We start from the raw sequence: 25,025 nt of genomic DNA, 5'->3' as shown, positions 1-25,025 counted from the left end.
CATGATGAAGGCTCTTGTTTTCGAGGCCCCGGAAAAGCCGGTCATCGTCAAAACGGCCGTGCCTGAAATCTCGCCGAATGAGGTGCTGGTCCAGACACGGGCTGTCGGCATCTGCCATTCCGATTACGAGTTGCTTGCCGGCCGCTACATCATCCCGATCTCCTATCCCGTTACCCCGGGTCACGAATGGAGCGGCGAGATCGTCGAGGTCGGTCGCAACGTCACCGGCTTCAGAAAGGGAGATCGCGTCGTTGGCGAATGCGTCGTACGGACGCCCGAACGGCTGCACCATTTCGGCTTCTCGATGAGCGGCGCCGACCGCGAGTTTTTCGCGGTCAATCCCGAGTGGCTGCACAAGCTTCCGGAGGCGGTTGACGACAAGAAGGCGGCGCTGATCGAGCCCTTCACCTGTGGCTTCTATGCCGTGCTCCGCTCCGGCGGCACGAACGCAAGTGAAACTGTCGTGGTGTCAGGCGGTGGAACCATAGGGTTGGTCTCGGCCGCCGCTGCGATCGGCATGGGTGCGCGGGTGATCGTTGTCGATCCGCTGGCGTCGCGCCGTGACGTGGCAATACGGCTCGGCGCCGACGCCGCCATCGATCCGTCCGACGGAGGAGCGGCTGAGAAGATCCGGGAGCTGACAGACGGCAAGGGTGCCGACCTCGTGGTCGAGGCGTCTGGCCACGACGCATCGCTGGCCGCAGTCTTCGACTACGCCCGCGAGGATGGGAGAATGTCGATGGTGGGCATCAATATCGGCCGGAAGGTTCCTGTCGAGCTCGGCCAGATCCAGATGAAGAACCTGACGGTGCGCGGCTGTATCGGATCTCCTGGCGTCTGGCCGGCGGCCATACGCTTCCTGGAAAGGACAGGTCTCGACCTGTCGCCGATCCAGACGCATGACTTTGCGCTGACCGAGGCGGTCCAGGCTTTCGCCTTCGGCCAGGATCCGACGAAAAGCATCAAGATTACCCTGTTGAATGGTTGAGTACATGAGCAAGCACGCCCTGATCGTCGGCGCCACTGGCATTACCGGAAGCAACCTCGCGCAGCATCTGCTGGCCCAAGATGGCTGGAGCGTTTCCGGCCTCTCCCGATCCGTCAGCCCGATTGCCGGTGTCGAAACGCTGAAATGCGATCTGGTCGATCCGGATTCCGTCCGTGGCGCGCTGGTGGGCGCAAGGCCAAGCCACGTGTTCATCACGGCCTGGTCACGCCAGGAAACGGAGGTGGAAAATTGCAGGGTGAACGGTGCGATCGTCCGCAACGTGCTTGACGGTTTGCAAGGCGGCAGCGTCGAGCATGTCGCCCTGGCCACCGGCACCAAGCACTATCTCGGGCCATTTGAATCCTATGCGAAGACGCAGCCGGAAACGCCGTTCCGCGAGGAGCAGGAACGTCTGCCCGGCGAGAATTTCTATTATGTACAGGAAGACGAGGTCTTCGCCGCTGCGGCGCGCGACGGCTTCACCTGGTCCATCCATCGGCCGCATACACTCATCGGCTATGCTGTCGGCAATGCGATGAACATGGCCGCGACACTCGCCGTCTATGCATCGATCTGCAGGGAGACCGGCCGGCCTTTCATTTTCCCCGGCTCGCCACAACAATGGCAAGCCGCGACCGATGTCACCGATGCACGCCTGCTTGCGAGACACCTGCAATGGGCCGCGACGACAAAAGCGGCCGCCAATCTGGCCTTCAACGTCGTCAACGGCGAGGTCTTTCGCTGGAAGTGGCTCTGGCCGCGAATTGCCGCCTATTTCGATATCGAGGCAGCGGCATATCCCGGTGTGCTCAATCCCCTCGAAAGCCAGATGGCGGATGCGGAGGCGACCTGGGACGAGATGGTCAGGAAGTACGGCCTCCAGCCCAACGCGCTCTCGCGCGTCGCGTCGTTCTGGCATTCGGACGCCGACCTCGGACGGCAGGTCGAGACTTTCAACGACATGGGCCGGAGCCGGAAACTCGGCTTCATGGAGTACCAGGACACGACCCAATCCTTCACCGATGCCTTCGACCGCCTGCGGGCGGATCGGATCATCCCGTGAAGCAGAAGGAGGACTTGATGACCGAGACCATGCGCAAAACGATATCTTCGACCGGCTATTTCACGGAAGAAAACTCGATCGAGACCGTCAACGCCAGAATTGGAAAGGATATCAACCCGCGCCTTGCCGCAGTGATGGCCTGTCTCGTCAAACATCTCCACAATTTTGCGCGTGAGATTGAACTCACCCAGGAGGAGTGGGAATTCGGTGTCGATTTCCTGACCCGTACAGGCCAGATCTGTACGCAGGAGCGGCAGGAATTCATCCTGCTATCGGATACGCTCGGCCTTTCGATGCTGGTTGATGCCGTCAACAACAGGCGGCCGGAGGGGGCGACCGAAAACACCGTGTTCGGACCCTTTCATGTGGTGGGCGCCCCGGTGCGCCAGATGGGCGACCAGATCTGCCTAGATGGCAAGGGCGAAAGCTGTCTCTTCATCGGGCGCATCCTTGATCTCGACGGCAATCCCGTCGAGGGAGCGCGCATCGATGTCTGGTCCGACAATGCCGAAGGCTATTACGACGTTCAGCAGCCCGATCTCCAACCGAAATGGAACAATCGCGGCGTCTTCGTCACCGGGCCGGACGGACGCTACAGCTTCGTCGGTATTAAACCGGTATCCTATCCGATTCCCGATGACGGACCGGTCGGCAATATGCTCGCGGCCCTTGGGCGTCATCCGTTCCGACCGGCGCACATGCACTACATGGTCCGCGCCGACGGCTTTCAAAAGCTGGTGACACACACTTTCGTCGGCGGCGACCCCTACCTTGAATCGGACACTGTCTTCGGGGTCAAAAGGACGCTTGTGGCACCGTTCGAGCGCGTCGAGCATGGGAACACGCTCTGGCGTTCGGAGTTCGATTTCGTGCTCGTAGCGTCAGCACAGACACGATAGGAGGGCGAATTGGATAATTTCGTCTATAATGCCAATCCCGGTCGCGTCATCTTCGGCAGTGGAACGATTTCTCGCCTTGCAGAGGAGGCCGACAGGCTGGGCGCCCGTCGCACATTGGTTCTCTCTACGCCGGAACAAGCCGCGCAGGTCGACGATATTGCGCGGCATCTGGGCTCTCGCGTTGCCGGACTTTATCCGAAAGCGACGATGCATACGCCCATTGAAGTCACCGCCGAGGCAATGCAGGTCGTCGAAAAGCTGCAAGCCGACGCCGTGATTTCGATTGGCGGCGGCTCGACGACCGGCCTCGGCAAGGCGATCGCCTTCCGCACCGACCTGCCGCAGATCGTGATTCCCACAACCTATGCCGGGTCAGAGGCGACGCCGATCCTTGGTGAGACCGAGAATGGCCGCAAGGTCACGAAATCGGATCCGCGCATTCTTCCCGAAGTGATCATCTACGACGTCGACCTGACCCTGACGCTGCCGGTTTCGCTGTCGGTGACGAGCGGCATCAATGCCGTGGCCCATGCCGTGGAAGCGCTTTATGCACGGGAGGCCAACCCGATCATCTCGATGATGGCGGAAGCGGGCATCGCCGCCCTTGCGCGCGCTCTGCCGCTCATTCGAAACGATCCCCAAGACAGAAGCGCCCGCGCCGACGCTCTGTACGGTGCGTGGTTGTGTGGTGTCTGCCTCGGTTCCGTCGGCATGGCGCTGCATCATAAGCTTTGCCACACATTGGGTGGCATGTTCAACCTGCCGCACGCTCCGATGCATACCGCCGTCCTGCCGCACGCGGTGGCCTATAACAGCGCGGCGACGCCGGATGCGATGAAGCGGATAAGCAGGGCGCTCGGCTCGGAAGATGCCGCTGGCGGCCTCTACGATCTCGCATCAGGGCTTGGTGCGACCATGTCGCTGCAATCCCTCGGCATGCCCGAGGACGGTGTCGAAGCAGCCGCCGAACAAGCAATGGCAAACCCTTACTGGAACCCGCGGCCGCTGGAAAGGGATGCCCTCACCAGTCTGCTTGCCGGCGCCTATCGCGGCGAGGCGCCAGCATTCCGGTGATCCTCGACGGAACCTTATGCTCCTGGGCTTCGAATGCGACGATAGCCGAAGCTACTCCGCTCGGCAGTTCATCGGGGTTGCATCGCAAGCTCATGGCGTTGTCGTGCGAGAGATCTCACGAACACAACGGCAACGGAGGAACAGACATCCAAAATGGATAAATATGCCGTTTCCATTCTACGCCAAGTTTTTAAGATGAAACTGCATTAATCGCTCGGATGGAGAGCGATCATGGGAGGATGATAATATGCCTAGCCACGACACTCGCGGCTTAAGCCGCCGATCTGTGCTGAAATATTCTGCCATTGCTGCAGCATCATCGCTTGCAGCGCCGTTTGTAATGAAAAAAACTGCAAGGGCTTCCGGCGATTCTATAACTGTATTGAACACATTCCCAACTCTTGCCAATGAATACTGGCAAGGCTGGGATGCGGGCTGCAAGCTCGCGACCGAGCAGCTAGGCCTGAAATACATCGCGCAGACCTTCGAGGATTCCGTCGACAAGCAAATCTCCCAGATCGAGCAGGCGCCGTCGCTTGGGGTGAATGCCGTTGTGACGTTCGCGCAGAATGCCGAGGTCATGAAGGCGCTTGCGGCAACCGCCAGCCAGGTCGGCATCAAGCTTGCCAATGCGCATTCCACGGCCGCCTGGCTCGACGCCGACGACCCGGCGTATGCCGGTTCCTATCTGCTTTACAGCCAGCCCGATAATATTCGCGGAACGGCGGCGATGGCGCAGGCCCTGTTCGACAAGATCGGCAACGAGGGCAAGGTCCTCTATGTCGGCGGACTGCCGGGCAATTTCTCTGCCGATTCCCGTGCGGCAGGCGTCAAGCTGGCGCTGAAGAACAATCCGAAGATCGAGCTGGTCGCCGAGCAGCCGGGTGGCGAGAACCGCGTCGCGGCGCGGCCCGTCGTCGAAAATCTGCTGACCGCCCATCCCGACGTCGCGGCGATCGTCTCCTACAACGACGATACTGCCATCGCCGTACTCGATGTGCTGCGCGAACGAGGCCTGAGCGGCTCCATCGTCACCGCAGGAATCGATGCGACGCGCGAGATGCTCAACCGCGTCAGGGAAGACAAGAGCGCTCTCGGCACGGTCTCGATCAACGCCCCGTTCATGACGGGATATTCGGTCGTGACGCTCTACGACGCGCTTGAAGGGATCGCCTATGATCCGCTTGAGAAGATGCGTTACTTCGACTCGATCTTCCTCGATTCACCGGAAGCTGCTGAGAAGTATCTCAGCGCTATGGACCAGGGCGGCCGGATCGATTTCGACTTCAAGGGGATGTCGCGTCATCTCAACGGCGATAACTGGAAGATCCAGTGGGGCATGGAGGTGATCGATCCGTCCAATTTCTGGGGCCAGATCGAGTCCATGCAGTCTCTGAAGCCGAGCGGCTGGGCTTTGCCGGAAAGCGTCGAGGCCTCCCTCAAGGCCGGCAATGCGGACAAGCTCAACAAGATGTACCGGGATCACTTCGTTCCGGGGCCGCTGAGCGACGTTGCCGGTATGACGCGCTCGAAGAAGACGGTCCTCGGATTCTGAGGCACCGGGGAGCGCCGACCCGGCGCTCCCTTCTCGGCGAACTGGATATCAATCAATGTCGCAGCATCTCGAACTCCGCTCCATCACCAAGCGCTATCCCGGCGTGACCGCCCTGCGAGATGTTTCGTTTCGCATCGAATATGGCGAGAGCCTGGGGCTCGTCGGTGAGAACGGCGCCGGCAAGAGCACTCTCCTGGATATATTGTGCGGCCTTCAGCGGCCCGACGAAGGGGAACTTGTCCTTCATGGCCGGAACGCCTTCTTCGACCAGCCCGGCGAGGCGACCCGCGCCGGCATCTTTCGGGTCCATCAGGAACAGGCCCTGATCCTGGTCTACCCGGTGTTCCAGAACCTGTTCTTCGGCCTCGAGGAGCATTTCTGTCGCTTCGGCATTGTGCAGTTCAAGGAAATGCAGACGCGGGCGCAGACCATATTGCGCGAACTCGGCATCGATCTCGATGCATCGGAAATCACCGGAGACCTGAATTTCGGGACCCGGCAGTTGGTCGAAATCGCCCGTGTCGTCGCCCAGTCCGAGATACTGAAGATCGATCGCCCCCTTGTGCTGCTCGACGAGCCGACGGCATCGCTTTCAGGTTCCGAACTCGAGCTTTTCTACAGGACGGTCGGCGTCCTGAAGGAGCGGTTCCGCGCCTCCATCGTCTTCATATCGCATCGCCTGGACGAGGTATTGCATCTTTGCGATCAGGTTCTCGTCCTGAAGGACGGACAGGTCGTCGATTCCGATGTCGCCGAGCCGACCGAGGCGGAGCTTCATAGCCTGATGGTGGGACGCGAGCGACTGACAGATTTCTACGCCACGAACCGGCAGAGGCGAGATTTCGGGGCGCCGGTCCTAGAACTGGCGCAGCTGACGACGAAGCACTTTCGAGACGTCACGCTTTCGGTACGGGAGGGAGAAATCGTCGGCATCGGTGGTCTGGTCCAGTCCGGCAAGACCGAACTTGGGCGTGCGATCCTGGGTGTCGAGCCGAGCAGAGGCACGATCAGGATTCTCGGACGCGACGTGACCACTCTCGCCCCTTCCGCCCGCATCGAACTCGATATTGGTTATGTGCCGCTGCACCGCCATCTTGACGGAGTGATGCTGGGTAGGTCTATCCGCGACAACATCATATTGCCGTCGCTCGACAAGTTCGAGCGCTGGGGCATCCTGTCGTTCTCGAAGGCGTCACGCTTTGCGTCGGAGCGGATGCAGGAGCTGCGGATCAAGGCTCCCGGCGATGCCACGCTGGTCGGCGCGCTGAGCGGTGGGACCCAGCAGAAGGTGGTGCTCGCCAAATGGCTGTCGAGAAAGCCACGGCTGCTGGTCGTTGACAATCCCACACGTGGCGTTGATGCCGGCGCCAAGGAGGAGATCTACCGCCTGCTTCGCGACGTGACGGAAGCCGGATGCGCTGTACTGCTCATTTCGGATGACCTGGTCGAGCTGATCGAGTTGTCGAGCACGCTGTTCTTCCTGTCGAGCGGTACTCTGTCGAACAGCGTTCCGGCACCTCCCGATAGCAAGCCAAAGGAACACGATGTCATCGCGATGATGTTCTGACGTCAGGCGTCAATTCCAAAGGAAATACAATGATCAAGCTTGCCACTCTGGGGCGATTTACGCCGTTGCTTGCCGCCATCATACTGGTACTGTTCTTCTCCCTCATGCAGGATGCCTTCCTCACCTGGGCCAATGTGTGGAATATCATCCGCCAGTCCTCGGTCCTGCTGGTCGCCTCGATGGGAGTGACCTTCGTCATCCTGATCGGCTCCATCGATCTTTCCGTCGGCGCGATCATGACGTTGTCGGCGGTGTGCGCAATCACGCTGGTGCCAGCGATCGGCGAGGCCGGAATTCTTGTGGGATTGATCGTCGGTGGCCTCTGCGGCGCGTTCAACGGCCTCCTCAATGCTACGCTGAAACTGCCGAGCTTTCTGGTGACACTCGGTTCGCTCTTCATCTTTCAGAGCATCGGCCTGATCATATCCGGCGGCCGACCACTGCCCTGGACGACGCCGATCTCCAGCATGATGGCCGGCGGCGTCGTGTTCGGATCCTTCCCGAAGATCGGCCTCTGGGCGATCGCGGTCCTTCTGGTCTGCGCCTTCGTGGCTCGTTATACCAGGTTCGGGCAATATATGTACGCGATCGGCGACAACGAGCGGACGACCCGCATGTCCGGCATATCCACCACGCATCTTAAGATTGCCGTGTTCGTGGTGGCAGGCGTCATCTCCGGCCTTGCGGGGATATTGCTCGGCATTCGCACATTTTCCGCATCTCCCGGCATGGGAGACCCCTTCCTGCTGGATACGATCGCGGCCGTCGTCCTTGGTGGAACTCTCCTGACCGGCGGTGTCGGCGGTCCAATGCGCACCGTTCTCGGCGTCCTGACGATCGTCATCCTGGCAAACGGGATGACGCTTCTGCAGGTGGATCCCTTCTTTCAGGTCGGCATTCGCGGCGCTGTGGTCATTCTTGCCGTGTTGATCACCACAAAACGCGGCCGGCTAGATCAGATCGTCAAATAGCACCGATGGAGCGGCAAATGCTGGCGGCACGAATTGCATATTCAAGCGAAGGGCACGCGGAGGTGCGCGCTCGATACTTCGAGGATCACAAGCTATACCTTCGTTCCACGGGCTTGAAAATCCGCCAATCAGGCCCGCTCTTCAACGGAGACGGACCGCAGATCGGCGCCCTAATCGTTGCGGAGGTTGAGGATCTGGCGGAACTTACTGCATTTAGTGCGCGGGATCCGTTCGTCGTCCACGGTGTTTATCGGCAGGTAGAAATCTTCGAATGGCGGGTGACCATCGGAAAGGATACTTTACATCGAATTGACTTGAAATAAGATCAGCCGGGCTCGGACATACAAAGGGCATCTGGGAGCGCTCCATCGATTGTCTGGACCTGGATCGATGCTGAAGCCGTGCGAAATGCCCTCCGCAAAGGTGATCGAATTCGTGCTCAATTGTTCAATTTTCGAAAAGCCTGCCGCACCTCCTCCCGCGGCAGGCTTTTTCGTTTCCGATAATCCAAGCTCTGAGTTCAGGCGTCAACGCAGACTGCCCTGTTCCACCAGCCCTCCGGACTTCGAAACAATCGTGGATCCGTACGGTTCGCGGGACGAGATGATCAGCGCATCATTCGGTAATGGGCGGGCCAGTTCCTTGGCCTCTTCCCCGGGCGCCCGCGACGTTTCGCCAGGCAATCGAACTCGGCGGCGCCGTTCGCAAGGGCGAAACCGGCACGACCGTCGTCTTCGCCAGTTCGTTCATCCGCACCGAGACGACCGAGACGGGCACCGAGATCGAACAGGATGTTCCGTTCCTCAAGGCCTACACGGTGTTCAACATCGATCAGATCGCCGGTCTTAATGGCCGCTTTGACGACACTGCACCTGGTGAGGATCCGATGAGCCGCATCGGCGATGCCGGCCGCTTCCTTGCCAATACCGGCGCGCTGATCCGGCACGGAGGATCGGCTGCCTATTATGCCGCTCAGCGTGATTACATCCAGATGCCATGCCTGGATGCCTTCCGGGACGATGCTTCCTATGTCGCCGTCCTCAGCCACGAGATGACGCACTGGACCGCCGCACCGCGACGGCTGGATCGCGATCTCAGCCGCTACGCGAAAGACAGGAGCGAACGCGCCCGCGAAGAGCTGATTGCCGAACTCGGCAGCGCGTTTCTCTGCGCCGATCTCGGCATCGTCCCAGAGCTCGAACCACGCCCCGACCACGCAAGCTACCTCGATGGCTGGCTCAAGGTTCTGGGCGACGACAAGCGTGCCATCTTCTCGGCCGCAGCACATGCGCAGCGCGCCGTCGACTACCTGCATTCCCTGCAGCCGGAGCTCGACGAGGAGGAGCGGCGTGAGCCGTCTCTTCCTTCACTCAACTGTCTCTTCCTTCACTCAGGCATGTGAGACGCGGATGCCGATCACCGCAACGGAAGATAGCCTCGCGACCGCTTTTTGCGCAAAAGCGTGAGCAGGAGATCGACGGCATTTGCCTCGCTATCGAAGACATGGATCTTCTGCTGCCCGCGGCTGCCGATCCGTCCCCAGCTGCGCACCAGCGAGGTCCCACCGAAGAGGTTCGGCTCGATCGACAGCGCGTAAAAACGAGCCATGTTCTTCGATGGATCGATGCGTTCGATGTAGAGACGATAGGGCTGAACTGTCATGCGGGCAGAATCGCAAACACCAGTTGCTCGCGTCCAACGACATTTGTGAATCGATGAGGCCCGATCGATTCACGTTGGTGATATCGCCTCGTCAGATCTTTGACGCAGTGAACAATCCGACGAATTCCGGATCGGAATAATAGCGCAACTTTGTCGCAACGATCGGCCGCTGCCCGGCGATGAACAGCAGCTCGGTCTTGGCATGCAGGTTGCGGACTTCGTCGGGCGTCAGCAGAGGGCGGGCGACATGCTGCTCGGCGAAAGAGAGGCCGATCCTTTCCGAGTCGAGCGCGCGCGCCGCCGTGTTGAACACCACGGTCTCCTGGCCAAGCAGATCGGAGACCAGACGGGCGCTGTCGTGATCATTGACGCCGAACACTTGCAGCACGCCGGCGTTGGACAGAAACGTGCCGGCACGCTGGCCATAGGTGGCGCGCAGCTGATGGATGTCCTGGACGATCGGCCAGAGTTGCACACCGTAACCTGCCATCAATCCCATGGCCCGTTCGATCGGCGCCAGATGACCAAGGGCGGCGAACTCGTCGGGATGATGGTGCCGACACCCTTGCCGCTGCGCGTCGGCGCCATGGTCAGAAGATGAGCCGGTCCGTCATAGCGCAGCAAGTGAGCCGAACCTTGCGCACGGCCGATCAGCAGGCCGCTGCCGGCCTTGGTGAGCGGCACTATCTCTCTTCGGCCGGCAAAGCGCGCAGACCCCATGGGTGTCGTCCACCGCCGATCCAAAATGCGTGATCAGCGGAACCGACAACAGCCGAATGAGCAGCACGATGGCAAAGGCCATCACCACCCAATCTCCGATATGCCAGATGACGTCACCCCTGTGGCCGCCGAGGATCACGCGTCTGAGGTAGTCGATCCCGAAGTAGACGGTGAACACGACAAGCAAATAGCCAAATGCACCCATGACAAACGACCTGGCATATCGCAACGGAAACGTGATGAACGCGACGATGGCCCAGAGCGGATCGCGGGCCGCCATGCGCATCATGTTGCGGAGAGCGATTCTGATCTGGTTGGCATGGATCATGATGCCGCACTCCGGTTGCCGATATTGCCGACGTTGCCGAGCGACGGCTCATTTGCCTGCGGCTTCAGCAGATCGTCGAACAGATCCCGATCGCCATCGCGCGTGAGGAACTTCGGCAGTTCCGATCTGAGCCAGGTTGCCAGTCCGCCGCCGATGTGAACATCGCGATCATTCTCCAGCCGATGCAGCACAAGTGCGCCGATCAACACCTTGCGGCGCGTATCGATGGCGCGCTCCTGCTTGCTGAGACGGATCTGCAATGTCTTGCGTTGCGCTTCCAGCTGCGCCAGCCGTTCGCCGATGGATTTACGTGCCACTGTCATTGTCTCCCTTCTCGTCGATGCGCGATCGGCCGAACGGCATCAGGACAATGGCTGTCCCCAATCGCATGCACGGATGCTGCAGCGATGGGTGCATGTCGGCTACTCGCAAATCTGCGCGTGGAAGCGACCGGGTGAACGGCTTACGAGGTCATCGGGAGATTGCCGCGCGCTCCCACCAGTGCCCGAAGGCGCGAAGCGACGAAGGCACAAGGGCGCACTTACGAGTTGCGGGGCAACTCAAGGCGCGGGCCGGCGGATCGGCCAAGAAGGACATGCGATGGCGATCTATCATCTCAGCATGAAGCCGATCGCCCGCAGCGGTGGCCGCAGCGCCGTGGCGTCCGCCGCCTATCGCGCCGCCGTGAGACTGACGAACGAGCGCGATGGGCTGACGCATGACTTTAGCAACAGGAACGGTGTCGAGCATGCCGAGATCGTCTTGCCGGCTCGCTCTTCCGCCTATTGGGCGATGAAGCGATCCGCCTTGTGGAATGCCGCCGAGCGTGCCGAGAAACGCAGCGATGCCCGGATTGCCCGGGAATTCGAAATCGCGCTGCCACACGAACTGACGCCGGATCAACGCCTGGTGCTGACGCGGGCGTTTGCGCTGCATCTGGCCAATCGTTATGGCGCTGCCGTCGACTTCGCGATCCATCGGCCAGGCGAGGGCGGCGACATCAGAAACAGCCACGCGCATCTGATGATGACGACTCGCCAGGTGACGGAAGCCGGTCTTGGCGACAAGACGCTGCTCGAGCGGGAGAACAGATGGCTTCTCGCCAATCACCTGCCGCCATCGCAACTGCAGCTGAAGGAACTGCGCCAGGTGTGGGAGCATCTGGCCAACACGCACCTTGAGAGGGCAGGCCTCGATATCCGTATCGACAACCGCTCTCATCTGGAAGCCGGGATCACGATCGAGCCGACCGAACATGTCGGTGTGCATGCGACTGAGATCAATCGGCAGGGTGGGGCAGTCGCGCGCACCCGCATCTCACCGCAATCGGCCGAGCGAAATGCCGAGACCATCCAGAGGCGCCCGGATGAGATCCTGAAGCTGATTACCAACGAGAAGAGCGTCTTCACCCGCTATGACATTGCCAGGGCTCTGCATCGCTACATCAATGACGATCCGCAGACCTTCCAGAATGCTTTTGCCGCGGTCATGGCGTCGAAGGCTCTGGTCGAGTTGAGGCCCGAAAGCACGGGCCTTCGGGGGCGCGATGGCGAGGCCCGCTATTCGACGGTCGAGATGGTGGCGATCGAGGGCGCGATCGCCAGCAATGTCATGGCGATGAAGGCGCGCCAAAACCACGGTGTCTTCAAGCGCAATGTCGATGCAGCGATCGCCGAACAGGACAGATCGATCCAGGCGGGAAATCCTTCACCGGGGCAGGGGCTGTCGGCTGAACAGCGCCATGCGATCGAGCATGTCACGGGTCCCGGTCAGATCGCCGTGGTGATCGGCTTTGCCGGTGCCGGCAAGAGCACGATGCTGGCGGCTGCGCGGCACGCCTGGGAAGCGCAGGGCTATCGTGTTCATGGCGCGGCATTGGCCGGCAAGGCCGCGGAAGGCCTGGAGCAATCGTCCGGGATCGCAAGCCGCACATTGGCATCGTGGGAATACAGCTGGCAAGCTGATCGCGGTCGGCTCAATGCTCGTGACGTCTTCGTCATCGACGAGGGCGGCATGGTCGGCAGCCGTCAGCTCGCCCGCTTCGTCGACGAGGTCAAACGGGCCGGCGCCAAGCTCGTCCTGGTCGGTGATCATGAACAGCTTCAGGCGATCGGAGCGGGCGCGCCGTTTCGGGCGATCGCGGGAGCCGTCGGTCATGCGCAACTGTCGGAAGTCCGCCGGCAAAAAGCCGATTGGCAAAAGCAGGCCTCGATTGACTTTGCCTCTCACCGGACCGCAGCCGGACTGTCGGCCTACGTGGCACGGGGAAGCGTTCATCTGAAGTCGGATCGCGCGGAAACGCTGAAGGCGATCATTGCCGATTACGTCGCTGACCGATCGGCCAATCCCAACGACACGCGCATTGCGATGGCCCATCGACGCGACGACGTCCGTGCCATCAATGCCGGCATTCGCGCTCGGTTGCAGGATCGCGGTGAGCTGGCAAAGGGCAGTAACCCGTCTGGTGATAAAGGTGAGGAACTGAGTTACCAGACCAGCCATGGGAAGCGATCCTTTGCGCGTGGCGACCGCATCGTCTTCCTGGAGAATGATCGCGATCTCGGCGTCAAGAATGGCATGTTGGGCGAGGTGATCGCCGTCGCGCCGGACGCAATACAGGTTCGGCTTGACGGCAAGGCGCAGACGCCAGATGGGCAACGCCAGGTGACCGTACCGGTCAATCGTTACCAATCCTTTGACCACGGCTACGCGACGACGATCCACAAGACGCAAGGCGCCACGGTCGACCGGAGTTTTGTTCTGGCGTCGACGACGATGGACCGGCATCTGACCTATGTGGCGATGACCCGTCATCGCGAGGCGGTGCAGCTCTATGCGGGGCTGGATGCGTTCAAGACGCTGCGCTCGCTGACAGAGACACTGAGCCGGTCAGGCGTGAAGGAGACGACGCTCGACTATACGCATGACTTTGCCAATCGGCGCGGCATGGAGGATCGCCGGGGGCAGGGCGAGAGTGATGTCGCATCTCAGGGAATCAACAAAGGGATACAGCCCATCCCGGACACGGCGGTTCCCAAGCCAGCGGAGAAACCGCAGCCGCTTGCAGCCCGCACCATCGCCGATGACAGTCCTGCGCACCAGGATCCCAGTGGCGATGAACGCCGCGTGCTCGTTGCGGCCGTGAGAACCTATGCGATGAGCGTGGAAGAGGTTGGACGATCAAAGGCGATGCCGGCATTCGAACGAGATTGGGAGGCGGCAAAGCAGCTTGCGCCGCAGGTGTTCAAAGACGCGCCGGCGGCCATGGACGTGTTGCGCGGCCGCATCCTGGATGAGAACGCGGATCCGGTCGCGCTCGCCAGTCAACTCAGCACTTTGCCCGAGACGTTCGGCGCGCTCGCCGGCAAGACCGGCCTGTTCGGAGACAACGCCGAACGCAAACACGCGCTTGGCCGGATCGATGCGCTGGCGTCGCATGTTCGCCAATCCGCCAAGACCTGGCAACGTCGCCTCGCTGCCGAATGCGGCTCCGAACGCTGGAAGCGGGAAAAGCAGGACGTGGTCGAGGTTCTGGGGCCGAGCCGCCGGAGCGAGGCGCTGCTGCGCCGGCTCGACGATCTCGCCCATGCCGACAAGGGAAAGTTCGTCGAGCAACTGGCGGGGACACCGGAGGGCCGCCGAGCGCTTGCCGAGGCAAAGGACATCGTCAGCGCGATCGAAACGCGCTTCGGTCGCGCCGATCCCTCAGATCTCGCGGATCAGCTGAAGCGAGTGGGGCCGGATCAGGCTGGTGACATCGGGCGTATCCGCCAGGTTGCTCGCCTTGCCGAGCGCAGTCATCGTGCGGAGCTCACGCAGCAGATGGAGTTGAAGCGCTCACTGAAGCGGGGCAAGTCCTTGGGGCTCGGGATGTAGAGGTTTGGCTCGGCCCAGGGATTTCGAGGAGGCTCAGGCACCGTCTTAGAGACTCCGGGCTTTCGTCCTGAGCGTTGGGGTTTGAGCTTCACCGCTCACCTAGCGATCGTCACTGCCGCTTTCAAATCCATTGACGATCTGCGCTTGCACCTGAGCGAATTGAACAGGCGGGTCGATGCCGAGGCAAGGGATGCGGTTCTTGCGGATCTCAAGGCGCTGCGCGAAAACGCTGCAGGGCTTGTACTCTTGAGCGGGCGGAACGCCGCGTTGCAGGATCTTGCCAAGAAAATCGAGCCGTCGCCCGCCGCAATCGAAAAGCACACGTCGCTTCTGATATCGATCGCCGACCGCTGGCAGGCCAACAAGCAGGCTGCGACGGAGCTGGTGGCGACGGCAAGTCGCACGCTCGAGCAGTTCGTCAGCACGGCGCAGGAGAGCGGCAAGGAAATCAGCCAGCGCTCGGCGACGATGTCGCGGTCGGCGATGATTGCGGGCACCGTGCTTGCGATTATCGGCGGTCTCATGCTGATCGAAATCCTGCGCGGATCGCTGAAGCGGATCACCCAGACGATGATGCGACTGGCCGATGGCGATCTGAATGTCCCGATCGGCGACGGCAAGCGCGGCGACGAGATCGGCGACATGATCCGGTCCGTCACCGTCTTCTGCGATCATGCGCTTGAGAAGACCAGGCTGGAAGAGCTTGCCGAAGCAAACAGGGCGCGAGACGAACTGGAGCAGGCCCGCCGCGCGGCGGAGCAGGCGCGTATCGAGGCCGAACAGAGCGAGGCTCTCACCGCCCTGTCTGATATGCTCAGCAAACTTGCCGATGGCGACCTTGCAGCCGTGATGAGCGAGGATCTCGCCGCAGATTACGTCGCCATCGCCCGAACCTACAACCACGCCATCGATGGGCTGCGCCTGACACTCGCCGAAGTGCGCAACACGACCTACGAGATCGCCGAGGGTAGCACCAACCTTTCCGGTGCCGCCGACGATCTGCCCGCCGCACGGAACAGCAGGCGGCGTCCCTCGAGGAGAGTTCGCGGGTGCTGGGTGAACTCACCGCCAGCGTGCGAACGACGGCCGAAAACGCCCGTCAGACGTCGCTTTCGGTCGCCGAGGCGCGCCGCCGGGCGGAGCACTCGGGGCTGTTGTCGCCAAGGCGATCGACGCCATGGGCGCCATCAACCGGTCGTCCGAAAAAGTCAGCAGCATCATCGACGTGATCGACGAGATTGCTTTCCAGACCAATCTCCTCGCGCTCAATGCGGGTTTGGAAGCGGCCCGGGAAGGAGAGGCGGGCAGAGGTTTTGCCGTCGTCGCCCAGGAGGTGCATGAGCTTGCGCAGCGTTGCGCCACGGCTGCTCGCGAGATCAAGGGTCTGATTTCCACCAGTGCATCGCAGGTCGGCACAGGCGTCCAACTCGTCGAAGAGACCGGGCAGGCACTTTCATCCATCATGGACCATTTCACGTCGATCAATGGGCTGGTGCAAGTCATCTCGTCTTCACCACGCAATACAAGGGGATCGACGAGGTCAATATGCCGTTCGCGACGTCGAGCACATCACCCAGCACAATGCCGCCGTGGTGGAGGAGAAACGCGGAAATTCATCGGCTCCGGCATCAGGTGGAAGTGTTGAACGAAAGAATCTCCCACTTTCAGACCGCCGATATCCGCAAGGCATCGCCCGCCGCTCGTCCGCCGATGTCCCTGGTTTCCTGAGGGATGTCTCCTGAGCGAGCGGACGCCTTCGGAAATCCCTCCGATATGCAAGGGAACCTTGGTGCTCGATGAGAGCAGGCAGAAGGTGATTGTTCAGGCGTAAGGCGTGGCCTGCCAGCGCAGCGTTCAGGCCGACGGTTCCCCTATCGACCGCGGCGAAATCGGTTGTGGTCATGCCGCCGCGTGCCATCCATCGCGGATATGGCGGTAGCCTTCGCGATAGACCGATTCCGGCGTCTCGGAAAAGTCGCGCCAGACCTTTGTCGCGGCGGCGAGCTCCTTGAGCGCCCGGCCGAAGGCCTCGATTGTCAGCCACCTGTCGTAACCGCTCGCGCGTAGTGCCTTGAACGTCTCCGCCCAGGGAATGTTGCCACGGCCTGGTACGCCGCGGTCGTTCTCTGAAATGTGGACATGGACGATGCGGTCACTGTTTCGCGTGAAGGCGCCGATGGGATCGGCCTCTTCGATATTGCTGTGGAAGGTGTCGTACATGGCGCGGATATTCGGATGTCCGATCGCGTCGATATGGGCCGCAAGGTCGTCCATCGTGTTGAACAGGTAACATTCGAAGCGGTTTAGCGCCTCAAGCCCGATCGTGACGCCGTGCTTTGCTGCGTGATCGCCGATCGCGCGTTGCGAGGAAACTGAGCGCTTGAGTTCCGCCGCGCTCGGCCCGCTTCCGGAAAATTTGCCGAGCGTCGAATGCAGCGGCCCGCTCAGCATCGTTGCGCCAAGCGCATCGCTGCAGTCGATTGCCCATTTCACGTAGTCGATGCCGCGCTTGCGGGTTGCCGCGTCGGGGGCGATCAGGTTCATGTGGGGGTCGCCCATTGCCGAAACAGCGGTCCGTTCCAGGCCGATCCGGTCGAGCAAGGCCCCCAGCCGCCGGTAATCGTCGGGCGAGCCCGAAAAGATCGGGATCTCGACGCCGTCAAACCCTGTGGCCTTGATATCGCGCAACAATGCCTCGTGTTTGCGGCCGACGACTGTCGTCCAGAGGAACATGCACATCCCGATCTTCATCTCTCCCCCTTCGCCTTGCGGCCACTGCGTGGCGGCTTAAGCCCATCAACAACCCTCAGATCTGGTCATACCAAATTTGCGCATCAGGTCAAGCTACGGTGCTCGCCGCTTGGAGCCAAGATTCCGCGCATAAGCAGTGAAATGTAGCAATAAAAAGCCGAATTCGCAGAATGTATTGGTGTTTCAAGGCCGTCTTGCAGAGGTTCTGGAATTGGGTTAGATCTTTCAGACAACAAGAATTGGCCAAACCAGATTGCCGCAGCAACGGGATTGGCCAGCGATAAGGTGACGTTTCGATGCCAAGCGGCTGTCGAGCGTGGCCGCAACAGCCTAGGAGGAACCTCATGCATCTTTCCACACACAACTGGATGCGGGCGGAACCGCTCGCCGTCACGCTGAAGCGCATCAAGAAATATGGCTACGAGAGCATCGAGATATCCGGCGAACCGGCACAGTACGACGTCAAGGAGACGCGTGCGCTGCTGAAGGAGCATGGCATCCGCTGCTGGGGCGCCGTTACGCTGACGCTCGGCGAGCGAAATCTTGCCGCCAGGGATGAAGGCCAGCGCGCCAAGTCGGTGGACTATGTCAAGAGCGTCATCACCATGGTCAGCGAACTGGATGGCGAGATCGTCACCCTGGTGCCGGCGACCGTCGGCAAGGTGGTGCCGGATGGGACCGAAGAGGAAGAGTGGAGGTGGGTGGTGGACGCTACCAAGGAGTGTTTTGCCCATGCGCAGAAGAGGGGTGTGCGCATTGCCGTCGAGCCGCTCAACCGTTTCGAGACCTATTTCTTCAACCGTGCCGCCCAAGCGCTGGCGCTCGCTGATGCCGTCAGCCCTGAATGCGGGGTGTGCCTGGATGCCTTCCACCTGAACATCGAGGAGGAGGACATGTATGAAGCGATCCGGCTCGCTGGAAAGCGCCTGTTCGATTTCCACGTCGCCGATAACAATCGTTTTGCCGCCGGCCTCGGCCAGCTCGACTGGCCGAAGATCATCGGCACGCTGAAGGAGATCGGTTACGACGGCGCCGTCACCAACGAATTTGTCGCTCCGGTCGACCGGACGCCCGCCGCCAAATATCCGGACATGGTCGAGCGAAGCCCTGTCGACATACCCCCGGAGCAGCTGAAATTCATCCAGGACCACGGCTCGAGCCTTCTCACTGAGAAGTTCTACGACGATCAGATGCGGATCACTGCCGAGACGATCCTGCCGCTGATCAAGTAACGAACGGAAAGACATATGCCCTGCGGCTCGCGGGCTGTGAGGGGCAAGGGATCCGAGACATGCGCATCAAGACCGTAGACGCCTGGTGGATTAAAATTCCCATCGAGGCCAGCCGTCAGCACCGCAGCGACTTCGGCCGACTGACGACCTTCGATAGCGCGATCCTGCGGATCGAAACGGACGACGGCATCGTGGGCTGGGGAGAGGGCAAGAATGCCGCGGGGAGTGCAGGCACCTACGGCACGCTGGTCCACATGATCAACCACGAGGTGGGGCCGAAGCTCATCGGCCGCGATCCTGCCGATATCTCCGCCATATGGGAGATGCTTTACAACGGCGTACGCCACGAGACGGCGGCGCGTTCGGGTCACGCCATGCCCGAGATCGCGCGGCGCGGCCTTTCCGTCGCGGCGATCAGCGCGGTCGACATAGCGCTCTGGGACATTCTCGGCAAGTCGCTCGGCGTTCCCGTCTGGAAGCTGCTGGGTGGCCGCAAGGCCGACAGGTTGCCCGCCTATGCCTCGGGCGGTTGGGAGAGTGCGGAGCGGATCGGTGATCAACTCCGGTCCTATATCGCGGCCGGCGGTTTCAAGTCAGTCAAGATGCGCGTCGGCGCGATGGATCGTGCGCCGCATGTCTCGGCATCGCGCGTGCGGGCGGCGCGCAAAGCGGTCGGGCCCAACGTCGACCTGATGGTCGATGCGCACGGGACGTATACTGTTGCCGATGCGAAGCGCTTCATCCAGATGGTTGCCGATTGCGACCTCGCCTGGTTCGAGGAGCCGGTGATTGCCGATGACAAGCCGGGCATGGCGGAGGTGCGCGCGGCCGGGAACGTGCCGATCGCTGCCGGCGAGAGCGAGGCGACGCGTTTTGCCTTCCGAGATCTTGCCATGCTTCGGGCCGCCGACATATTCCAACCGGACCCTGCCTTCTGCGGCGGCATTACGGAGGCGATGCGCATCAGTTCGCTCGCCAGCGCCTTCAATCTCCGTTTCGCGCCGCATCTCTGGGCCGGTGCGCCCTGCTTCTTTTCCGGCCTGCACTTGTGCGCGGCTTCCCCGGCAAGCTTCATCATCGAATATTCGCTCGGCGCCAATCCGATGATCCATGATCTTGTTGAGGACACTGTGTCGGTCAAAGACGGTATGATAGAGATCCCGGACAGGCCTGGCCTGGGCTTCACGATCAATCAGCGGGTCCTGGAGACTCACGCGCAAAGACAGTGACAATGAAAGAAAATTCGCTCCTCTCCGATCTCGCGGCCCATCTTTTCTCGAACTCGAGCGGCAACGGCCGTACGCCTTCGGAGCGAGAGCTTGCGGAGCATTTTGGTGTCAGCCGGGGCCAGGTTCGCGAGGCACTGGCCATTCTGGAGGCAATGCGCATCGTCGAGCGCCGGGCCAAGTCGGGCATCTATCTGACGACCACGGAGGCGAGCGTGGAGGCAATGGCGCTTTTTGCCCGCGCCGGCGTGCCGCTTGATCCCATCCTGATCTACGAGACCGTGGAGCTTCGCAAGATTCATGAGATCAAGGCCGCGGAGCTCGCCTGCGATCGGGCGACGGAGGAGAATTACCAGCATTTGCGCGATATTCTCGCCGCGTCCGAGGCGAAGCTTGCCGCCGGCGAGGGGCTGGCGCGCGAGGACCGGGATTTTCATTTGGAGATCGTCCGCGCCACCAAGAATAGCGTCTTCCATCGCGTGTGCAGCGTCTACTACGTCATGGGCGAGCACCGTCTGCCGATCTATTTTGCAGACGCCGCCCGCAGCCGGCGCTCGCATGAGGAACATATCCGCATCTACGAGGCGCTGCTTGCCCGAGACGGCAATCTCGCCCAGGCGCTGATGAGCGCGCATCTTCAAGGTGCGGAAAGCTATTGGAAGGGTCTCATCGGCGGTCCAGCGACGGCAGCCGGATAGGCGCAACCGGCGGGAGGGCCGATGAGCTTCATCTTTTCCACACATCCCTTGCATCCCGCGGCCAAGGCCATGCTTGAGGCTGCGGGTGATCTGCGTGTCGCTTCCGCGCCCGATCCTGAAACGTTGCTGCGAGAAGGCCGTGGCGCGGGCATCGTCGTCATACGCGCGCCGATCCCTCCGGCCTTCTTCGAGGATGCGCCGGCGCTTCGCGCGGCGATCCGCCATGGCGCAGGGCTCGACATGGTGCCGATGGATGCGGCGACCCGCGCCGGCGTGCTTGTCGCCAACGTCCCGGGCGCCAATGCGTCGACTGTCGCCGAGCACGTCTTCCTCGTGACACTGGCCCTGCTTCGGCGCTTCCGCCTTATGGACCGCGAACTGCGTCAGAGCGGCTGGGTGGCGGGCCGCGCCCAGTCGGATACGGCCGTCGACCTCGCCGGCCGCACCATAGGGATCGTCGGTATGGGTAATGTCGGCAAGGCGATCTTCAAGATCGCGAAGTTCGGTTTCGGCCTGGAGGTGGTGGCCACGAGCCGGTCGCCGGAAAGCGTGCCGGACGGCGTGCGTTTCATGGCGATCGATGAGCTTGTTGCGACGGCCGACATCGTGGTGCTCTGCTGCCCGCTGACTCCGGAGACGACCGGCTTGCTCAATGCCGGTCGCATCGGGCGCATGAAGCCCGCGGCCATTTTGGTCAACGTCTCGCGCGGCCCGGTGATCGATGACGCGGCATTGATCGAGGCGCTGCGCGATGGCAGCATCGGCGGAGCCGCGCTCGACGTCTTCGCAACGCAGCCGCTGCCGCTCGACCATCCCTATTTCGGCTTTGACAACGTCATCGTCACGCCGCATCTGGCTGGTCTGACGGAAGAGAGCATGATGCGCATGGGAACAGGCGCGGCGAGCGAAGTCCTGCGCGTCATCAAGGGCGAATTGCCCGTCAACTTGCGCAATCCCGAAGTGGTAGAGCACTACCGCCGGCGCTTTCCCGCATAACGCCCCGTCGCGACAACTCGAAACGCTGGCCGCCCCTGCCGTGCCGCCGAGACCGGTTCCATTGTTTGGACCAATCAGGAACCCGCGTGCCGCAGGCTTACACCGCTTCCGGCGTCAAACAGCACGACCTTTTCCGGATTCCACGAAAAGCGAACCTCATCCTCGATCCGAAGCGCCGTCTGTGTCGGCACGGTCGCGTGGATGAACTTCTCGCCGGTGCGTAGCGTCACGATCTTTTCGACACCATGGTTTTCCACGTCGTGGACCCGTGCTTCGCCGGGGGCGCCGCTGTCGAGAAAAATGTCCTCGGGACGGATGCCGAAGGTGAGCGGGCGACCGTCTGTCGCGATGCCGTGTCCGTTGCCGAGGGGGAGCCGGTAGCCCTCGCTGGCCACTGCCTCACCGCCGGCGAGCGTGCCGGCAATCAGGTTCATCGGCGGCGAACCGACCGCGCGCGCGACGAAGGTGTTGACCGGGTTTTGGTAGATCTCCTGCGGCGTACCCGTCTGCACCAGTTGACCATTGTTCAGGACGCCGATCTTGTCGCCCATCGACATGGCCTCTATCTGGTCGTGAGTGACGAAGAGGAAGGTCGCGCCGAGGTTCATCTGCAGGTTTTTCAGCTCGGTGCGAAGTGCTTCGCGAAGCTTCGCGTCGAGCGCCGAAAGCGGTTCGTCCATCAAGAAGACCCGCGGTTTGCGCACGATGGCCCGGCCGATCGATACGCGCTGCATCTCGCCTCCCGACAGCCGGTCCGTCTTGCGGTCGAGCAGATGCTCGATGCGCAGTGTCTTCGCAACGCGGTCGACGCGCTCCTTGATTTCCCCAGGTTCAACGCGACGGATACGGGACTTCAATGGAAATTCCAGGTTCTCCCGCACCGTATAGCGCGGGTAGAGCGAATATTGCTGGAGCACCAGGGCCACGTCGCGCTCGGCGGCACCCCAGTCGGCGACGTCCTGCCCGTCGATGAAGATTTGGCCTGCGGTCGGCTTCTCGAGACCGGCGATCAGGCGCAACGTCGTCGTCTTGCCGGCGCCGGTCTGCCCGAGCAGCACGAAGAACTCGCCGTCAGCAATGTCGATGTTTAAGTTTTTCAGCGCCGTGTGGTTGCCGAAGGTCTTGGTGATGCCCTTGAGTTCGATATGCGCCATCAGAGTCTGATCCCCAGCGACGAGCCGGTCGCGGTGTTGAAGAAATGTGCCTGGGCGGGGTCGATACGTGCCCAGACGGCTTCGCCGGGACCAGGCACGAAACCGCTCTTGGTGCGTGCCCTGATCATCTGGTGACCGACCTTCAGGTCCACGATGTCGTGCGAGCCGAGAGGCTCGATGATATGTGCCTCGACCGGCATGAAGCCCTCGCGGGCCTCCCGTGAAACAAGAACGCCCTCAGGCCGGACCCCGAGTGTCAGCTTGCCGTTCTCGGCCCTTGCGTCGGAGAGGCGGTCGGCCAGCACGGCGGGGAACTCGAAGCCCGTCGTCTCGTCGCCGACCTGCACGCTGGTATGGCTGCCCGTCGCGCTGATGATCGCCGGCGCCATGTTCATGACCGGGCTTCCGACGAACTGGGCGACGAACGTGTTGGCGGGTTGCGCGTAAACCTCTTCCGGCGTGCCGACCTGCTGGAGGATACCCTCGTGCATGATAACGATGCGGTCGGCGAGCGACATGGCCTCCACCTGGTCGTGCGTCACGTAGATGGTGGTTGAACCCTGCTTGATATGCAAACGCTTGATTTCCGCCCGCATCTCTTCGCGCAGCTTCGCGTCGAGCGCACCGATCGGCTCGTCCATCAGCATGGCCTTTGGCCGTCGCACCAGCGCGCGGCCGATCGCGACCCGCTGCATGTCGCCGCCTGACAGCGCCGAAGGCTTGCGGGTCAGCAGACCAGTGATACGCAGCACACCGGCGATCTCGCGGACCGACGCATCGACATCGGCACGGCTCATCCGGGTCGCGCGGAGCGGGAAGGCGATGTTCTCGTAGACCGTCATGTGCGGATAGAGCGAGAAGGATTGGAATACCATGGCGATATCCCTGTCGGATGCCTTGATATGCTGCACCGGCTGCCCGTCGATCAGAATGTCGCCTTCATCGATCGTCTCCAGCCCCGCGATGGCGCGCAATGTCGTCGTCTTTCCGCAGCCCGATTGTCCAAGCAGCACGATGAATTCATTGTCGGCGATGGCGAGATTAAGGTCTTTGATGACCTGGACGGCACCGAAATATTTCTGAATCCCGCGAAGTTCGATTTGCGTCATGAAGGGCTGCTTTCGTCTGGTTGCGCGTCCCGCGGGATTTTGGTCGCCACCATGAAGGCGATCAGTCCGACGAGCGTCATCGTCATGCCGTAGCGGTGCAGAAAGAGGTTCCACGGCTGGCAGAGCGCGACGATGCCCAAGATCATGAGATACTGCGAACCGGGTTCGAGATATTTCTGGTTGAAGGCGCGAAAGGTCATTTGCGGATCGCTCCGAAGCTCATGCCGCGCAGGAGATGGTTCCTGAGCAGGAAGGTGAAGATGGCGACCGGTAGCAGGAACAGGAATGTGCCGGCAGCAATCACCGTCCAATCCGGCAGGCCTGAGCCGACCTGGCTCGGAATGAAGGGTGGAGCCGTTTGCGCGCGCCGGTTCGTCATGATCAGCGCAAATGCGTATTCGTTCCAGGCCGTGATGAAGCAGAAGACTGCGGTTGCGGCAATGCCGGTGGCCGCTTCCGGGATGACGATCTTGAAAAAGGCCTCCATCCGGGTGTAGCCGTCGACGAGTGCGGCCTCCTCGTATTCCTTCGGGATCTCGTCGATGAAGCCCTTCATCAGCCAAACGGAGAAGGAAAGGTTGAAGGCAGTGTAGAGGATGATGAGGCCCCAATGCGTGTCGTTGAGGCCGACGACGCGGTACATGAGGAACATGGGGATCGCCACGACGACGGGCGGCAGCATGCGCGTCGACAGGATGAAGAAGAGAAGGTCTGCCTCCCCCTTCACTTTAAAGCGCGAGAAGCCGTAGGCCGTGAATGTCCCCATGCCCACGGCCAGCACCGTGGACGTGATGGCGACGATCAGCGAGTTCATGAAGCGGTTCGGATAGCCGGAGGGCTGCACCTCGCCGCGGCCGGAGCGAACGATCTTCTCGCCGCCGTCGAACACCATCCGCTCCCACCAGGGGGCGGCGGCATATTCTTCAGGGGTAGGTGCCCCGCGCAATTGCGAGCGCTTGGTGAAGAGCTTCACGAAGGGCGAGAGTTCCGGCTCGAAGAGCACCGTCGGCGGAATGGTGGTAGCGAGGTTGCGCGGCTTGAAGGCCGTCGAGGTGATCCAGTAGATCGGCGCCAGGAAGATCAGCGTGATGACCAATACGGCGGCAATCGCCACCCGGTTCAGCGCGCGTTCGGAGCGGGTTTGGACGGCAGCCAT

The 25,025-nt window shown here is 61.6% G+C and carries 20 protein-coding genes and 4 pseudogenes; 15 read left to right on the top strand and 9 right to left on the bottom strand.

What is annotated here, in order from left to right:
• The first annotated feature begins 1 nt into the window (after window position 1).
• The 8 genes from G9X64_RS03390 to G9X64_RS03355 all read left to right on the top strand — a co-directional run bounded on the left by G9X64_RS03390 (window position 2) and on the right by G9X64_RS03355 (window position 8,440).
• Window positions 2–988 carry a zinc-dependent alcohol dehydrogenase gene (locus G9X64_RS03390; protein ID WP_246270875.1) on the top strand — a complete coding sequence of 329 codons (987 nt, stop codon included), beginning with the start codon at window positions 2–4 and terminating at the stop codon, window positions 986–988.
• Between the two features lie 4 nt (window positions 989–992).
• Window positions 993–2,051: an SDR family oxidoreductase gene (locus G9X64_RS03385; protein ID WP_171375908.1), complete on the top strand. Its 1,059-nt coding sequence runs from the start codon at window positions 993–995 to the stop codon at window positions 2,049–2,051.
• 17 nt (window positions 2,052–2,068) lie between these two features.
• Complete coding sequence (locus G9X64_RS03380; RefSeq protein ID WP_246270874.1) at window positions 2,069–2,950, top strand: intradiol ring-cleavage dioxygenase; 882 nt, start codon at window positions 2,069–2,071, stop codon at window positions 2,948–2,950.
• A 9-nt stretch (window positions 2,951–2,959) separates the two neighbouring features.
• Window positions 2,960–4,024 carry a maleylacetate reductase gene (locus G9X64_RS03375; protein WP_171375907.1) on the top strand — a complete coding sequence of 355 codons (1,065 nt, stop codon included), beginning with the start codon at window positions 2,960–2,962 and terminating at the stop codon, window positions 4,022–4,024.
• A 382-nt stretch (window positions 4,025–4,406) separates the two neighbouring features.
• Window positions 4,407–5,579, top strand: a complete 1,173-nt coding sequence (locus G9X64_RS03370; protein ID WP_171375906.1) for a sugar ABC transporter substrate-binding protein — start codon at window positions 4,407–4,409, stop codon at window positions 5,577–5,579.
• 55 nt (window positions 5,580–5,634) lie between these two features.
• Window positions 5,635–7,146, top strand: coding sequence for a sugar ABC transporter ATP-binding protein (locus tag G9X64_RS03365; RefSeq protein WP_171375905.1), 1,512 nt, complete (start codon window positions 5,635–5,637; stop codon window positions 7,144–7,146).
• A 29-nt stretch (window positions 7,147–7,175) separates the two neighbouring features.
• Window positions 7,176–8,117, top strand: a complete 942-nt coding sequence (locus G9X64_RS03360; protein WP_171375904.1) for an ABC transporter permease — start codon at window positions 7,176–7,178, stop codon at window positions 8,115–8,117.
• Window positions 8,118–8,134: 17 nt separating this feature from the next.
• Complete coding sequence (locus G9X64_RS03355) at window positions 8,135–8,440, top strand: YciI family protein (RefSeq protein ID WP_171375903.1); 306 nt, start codon at window positions 8,135–8,137, stop codon at window positions 8,438–8,440.
• Window positions 8,441–8,644: 204 nt separating this feature from the next.
• On the opposite strand, the pseudogene G9X64_RS37065 reads toward G9X64_RS03355, so the two are convergent.
• Window positions 8,645–8,782, bottom strand: a pseudogene (locus G9X64_RS37065) (SOS response-associated peptidase); the annotation flags it as partial.
• 2 nt (window positions 8,783–8,784) lie between these two features.
• On the opposite strand from G9X64_RS37065, the pseudogene G9X64_RS03350 reads away from it, so the two are divergent.
• Window positions 8,785–9,519, top strand: a pseudogene (locus G9X64_RS03350) (ArdC family protein); the annotation flags it as partial.
• Between the two features lie 14 nt (window positions 9,520–9,533).
• Here the strand turns inward: G9X64_RS03350 and G9X64_RS03345 are convergent.
• The 3 genes and pseudogenes from G9X64_RS03345 to G9X64_RS03335 form a co-directional block, all read right to left on the bottom strand.
• Window positions 9,534–9,779 carry a WGR domain-containing protein gene (locus G9X64_RS03345; protein ID WP_171375902.1) on the bottom strand — a complete coding sequence of 82 codons (246 nt, stop codon included), beginning with the start codon at window positions 9,777–9,779 and terminating at the stop codon, window positions 9,534–9,536.
• 91 nt (window positions 9,780–9,870) lie between these two features.
• A pseudogene (locus G9X64_RS03340) lies at window positions 9,871–10,827 on the bottom strand (type IV secretory system conjugative DNA transfer family protein).
• A complete protein-coding gene (locus tag G9X64_RS03335) occupies window positions 10,824–11,150 on the bottom strand; it encodes a mobilization protein (protein WP_171375901.1) in 327 nt (108 codons plus the stop codon). The pseudogene G9X64_RS03340 and the gene G9X64_RS03335 overlap by 4 nt, the downstream one beginning before the upstream one ends.
• Before the next feature lie 277 nt (window positions 11,151–11,427).
• Here G9X64_RS03335 and traA point away from each other — a divergent pair, with 277 nt between their 5' ends.
• Together traA and G9X64_RS03325 are read left to right on the top strand one after the other, a co-directional pair.
• On the top strand, window positions 11,428–14,703 hold the full coding sequence (gene traA, locus G9X64_RS03330) for a Ti-type conjugative transfer relaxase TraA (protein ID WP_171375900.1): 3,276 nt from the start codon (window positions 11,428–11,430) through the stop codon (window positions 14,701–14,703).
• A 99-nt stretch (window positions 14,704–14,802) separates the two neighbouring features.
• Window positions 14,803–16,431, top strand: a pseudogene (locus tag G9X64_RS03325) (methyl-accepting chemotaxis protein); the annotation flags it as partial.
• Between the two features lie 171 nt (window positions 16,432–16,602).
• Here G9X64_RS03325 and G9X64_RS03320 read toward each other — a convergent pair.
• Complete coding sequence (locus G9X64_RS03320; RefSeq protein ID WP_168315935.1) at window positions 16,603–17,454, bottom strand: sugar phosphate isomerase/epimerase family protein; 852 nt, start codon at window positions 17,452–17,454, stop codon at window positions 16,603–16,605.
• A gap of 344 nt (window positions 17,455–17,798) precedes the next feature.
• Here G9X64_RS03320 and G9X64_RS03315 point away from each other — a divergent pair, with 344 nt between their 5' ends.
• Genes G9X64_RS03315 through G9X64_RS03300 form a run of 4 tightly spaced genes read left to right on the top strand, consistent with a single transcriptional unit; the run spans window position 17,799 to window position 21,606 of the window.
• Window positions 17,799–18,686 carry a sugar phosphate isomerase/epimerase family protein gene (locus tag G9X64_RS03315; RefSeq protein WP_168315936.1) on the top strand — a complete coding sequence of 296 codons (888 nt, stop codon included), beginning with the start codon at window positions 17,799–17,801 and terminating at the stop codon, window positions 18,684–18,686.
• A gap of 59 nt (window positions 18,687–18,745) precedes the next feature.
• Entirely contained in the window at window positions 18,746–19,915 is a 1,170-nt protein-coding gene (locus G9X64_RS03310; protein WP_168308398.1) for a mandelate racemase/muconate lactonizing enzyme family protein, read from the top strand.
• 2 nt (window positions 19,916–19,917) lie between these two features.
• Window positions 19,918–20,610: a FadR/GntR family transcriptional regulator gene (locus tag G9X64_RS03305; RefSeq protein WP_131627597.1), complete on the top strand. Its 693-nt coding sequence runs from the start codon at window positions 19,918–19,920 to the stop codon at window positions 20,608–20,610.
• A gap of 21 nt (window positions 20,611–20,631) precedes the next feature.
• On the top strand, window positions 20,632–21,606 hold the full coding sequence (locus G9X64_RS03300) for a hydroxyacid dehydrogenase (protein ID WP_168308396.1): 975 nt from the start codon (window positions 20,632–20,634) through the stop codon (window positions 21,604–21,606).
• Between the two features lie 74 nt (window positions 21,607–21,680).
• Here G9X64_RS03300 and G9X64_RS03295 read toward each other — a convergent pair whose 3' ends face one another.
• The 4 genes from G9X64_RS03295 to G9X64_RS03280 are packed head-to-tail and all read right to left on the bottom strand — an operon-like array spanning window position 21,681 to window position 25,025.
• Window positions 21,681–22,760, bottom strand: a complete 1,080-nt coding sequence (locus tag G9X64_RS03295) for an ABC transporter ATP-binding protein (protein ID WP_168315938.1) — start codon at window positions 22,758–22,760, stop codon at window positions 21,681–21,683.
• Window positions 22,760–23,869: an ABC transporter ATP-binding protein gene (locus G9X64_RS03290; RefSeq protein ID WP_168308394.1), complete on the bottom strand. Its 1,110-nt coding sequence runs from the start codon at window positions 23,867–23,869 to the stop codon at window positions 22,760–22,762. Before G9X64_RS03290 ends, G9X64_RS03295 begins: the two co-directional genes overlap by 1 nt.
• Window positions 23,866–24,069, bottom strand: coding sequence for a hypothetical protein (locus G9X64_RS03285; protein WP_168308393.1), 204 nt, complete (start codon window positions 24,067–24,069; stop codon window positions 23,866–23,868). The genes G9X64_RS03290 and G9X64_RS03285 overlap by 4 nt, the downstream gene beginning before the upstream one ends.
• The gene (locus G9X64_RS03280) at window positions 24,066–25,025 is read right to left on the bottom strand and encodes a carbohydrate ABC transporter permease (RefSeq protein WP_003549729.1); all 960 of its coding nucleotides are present in this window, start codon (window positions 25,023–25,025) and stop codon (window positions 24,066–24,068) included. The genes G9X64_RS03285 and G9X64_RS03280 overlap by 4 nt, the downstream gene beginning before the upstream one ends.

Origin of the sequence: Rhizobium sophorae, assembly GCF_013087515.1 — a bacterium.
Taxonomy (GTDB): Bacteria; Pseudomonadota; Alphaproteobacteria; order Rhizobiales; family Rhizobiaceae; genus Rhizobium; species Rhizobium sophorae.
Note: the sequence above shows the minus strand (reverse complement) of the source record. Positions and strands in the feature narration are given on the sequence as shown.